Annotated in this window: 3 protein-coding genes; 1 reads left to right on the forward strand and 2 read right to left on the reverse strand. The window is 48.0% G+C overall.

Features of this window, described 5'->3' with window-relative positions; translation table 11 throughout:
- Both AAH187_RS07570 and AAH187_RS07575 read right to left on the reverse strand, forming a co-directional pair.
- Window positions 1-191 (reverse strand): hypothetical protein (locus AAH187_RS07570; protein WP_342347837.1); only part of this gene is annotated, 191 nt, incomplete at its 3' end.
- A 113-nt stretch (window positions 192-304) separates the two neighbouring features.
- Window positions 305-1,492 (reverse strand): VCBS repeat-containing protein, encoded by a 1,188-nt coding sequence (locus AAH187_RS07575; RefSeq protein ID WP_342347838.1) that lies wholly within the window; start codon window positions 1,490-1,492, stop codon window positions 305-307.
- Between the two features lie 264 nt (window positions 1,493-1,756).
- Here AAH187_RS07575 and AAH187_RS07580 point away from each other — a divergent pair, with 264 nt between their 5' ends.
- Window positions 1,757-2,080 carry a hypothetical protein gene (locus AAH187_RS07580; protein ID WP_342347839.1) on the forward strand — a complete coding sequence of 108 codons (324 nt, stop codon included), beginning with the start codon at window positions 1,757-1,759 and terminating at the stop codon, window positions 2,078-2,080.
- The last annotated feature ends 2 nt before the right edge of the window (window positions 2,081-2,082 follow it).

Genomic DNA, 2,082 nt, shown 5'->3' on the forward strand with positions numbered 1-2,082 from the left:
CGATTTAAAATCACCGCCACACAGCCCGCAAGTACTCCACCCCCAAAAACCGTCAATCCCATAGAAAGTATTACTTCCCACGTCCCGGAATGCGACGAACCGTAAATCAGGTCTCTCATGCCGCCCTGAACCAGCAAGACGGCTAAGGTCAACAGAGAACCCATTCCAAACCACCAGCCAAAAGTTCGCACATTCTCCTCACAAGGCTGAATCACGCTTTGGAACGGCGTTACGCCTCTTTCTGAAAGGCAAATTTACTGTAAACATTGCAGAAATCGGGTGTCAAGAACAATCCGTCGAAGTATCAAGAAGAGGGAGTTCCCGAAAGTTTGCCCTTCCGGATATTCAACCCATGATGTAAAAAAATAGAGACATTACTAGATGCGTTATTCACGACCGCCAACCCTGGTTCTTCTCCCCGATCGGTTGCAATCAATAGGGTGGTCAATGCAAAGGGGGCATGCGGGGTGGGATAATCCCTTGGAGGATAGTGAAACGTCCCATCGCCATTCCCAAATAGCAACGAAATACTCCCGGATTGAATATTGGCAACGGCCACATCCGGCACCTTGTCTCCGTCAAAATCCTGAGCCACCCCAAAATTTGGACCGGCATCGCCTCCTGATTCTCTTCCCTCTTGAAAAGTCCCATCCCCGTTTCCTAAAAACACGGTAATCGTGTTCATCTCACCGTTAATCACGAGAAGATCTAGGGCTCGATCAGTATTGAAGTCCGCAAAGGAGACCCCCAAGGGCCGTTTGCCCGTTCGATAGTCAGTTGGAGATTGGAAGGTGCCATCCCCCAAACCTAACCAGATCGACACCGCATGACTCATCGGCCCTCCATTGGTCACTGCCAAATCCAAATGTTTATCTCCATTCAAATCCTCCGTAGCCACAGAGGTAGGCGTATCTCCATATTCATATAACGACCCCAATCGAAATTTTCCGTTGCCCATACCCAACAGGATTTGAATTTTGTCGTTGCGGAGGGCCACCGCTAAATCAGGAAGGAAATCTTCATTGAAATCTCCTGTGGCAATACTCACCGGTGTACGGTGAACCAGGTATTGGGCCCCACGCAAAAAAGTGCCATCGCCTTGCCCCAAGAACACGAGAGCATGATTATCCCCGGAACACGCCACGACCAAATCCGGCACGTGGTCAAGGTTAAAATCATCAACAGCCACATTCCTCGGCTCCTGACAAGCAGAAATCGTTTTTTGGTCCTGAAAACTCCCGTCCCCTTTTCCCAAGAGCAGGGACAGGGAATTTCCCTGAATATTGCTGGTGATCAAATCCGTAAATCCATCACCGTTAAAATCACTTGCCCGGATTGACGTAGGGTTTTTCCCGACGGGAATGTCTAAGTAATGATATATCAGATCAGGAGGCTGATACTCTTCACGTGATGGACAACCGCCCAAGAACAACAAGCCCAAAAGGCCCAGAGAAATGACAAGTCGAGCCCACAAGGATTGACTGGAATACAATTCTACTTGCCTTTCTCCAGAATATGTGGGTGGAGAGGGTGCCAATTTAGATGCAGGATAAACCATGCCCAGCGCCCCGAGTATACGGATTTTCCCAAATGATGTAAAACCGGCTAGTAGTCCGATAAATCTCATTTTTTCTAAGAAGCTACAGACTTTGCCAAAGGTTATTTTGAAGGGGATGACCGTAGCCCACTGGATGACACGACTCTCTTTATGTTATAGAGGTCTCTTGTCTTTTTGTCTGTTTGTAAGGAGGAAACCATGGCTGAGGAAAAGCAAAAAATTGATCTAAGCATGTATGGGGTGGCCGAAATCATAAAATGGTGCATTACCCGCAACAACGGACGTATCCCGGGCTGCGATACCGCAGTCTTCAAAGCGCTTCAAGCAGCGGTGGCCGAGAGGCCAACCACAGGAGATTACTATACGCTGGATCAATTTTATAAAACACGGAAAGTCTTCGAATTCACTCAAGGTGAGGTAGCAGTGGTTGATCGATGCCTTTATGATCTCCCGAATTTTGACGGCGCTCAGCTACCACAAATTCGTTACAAATTTTGGCCAGCGACTGTCTGTCAAAACTAAGA

The sequence above is a fragment of the uncultured Nitrospira sp. genome (assembly GCA_902500695.1).
Classification (GTDB): domain Bacteria; phylum Nitrospirota; class Nitrospiria; order Nitrospirales; family UBA8639; genus Nitrospira_E.

Excerpts from the sequence above, each read along its gene's own strand:
- AAH187_RS07580 (WP_342347839.1), top strand. The coding sequence starts at position 1,757 with ATGGCTGAGGAAAAGCAAAAAATTGATCTAAGCATGTATGGGGTGGCC.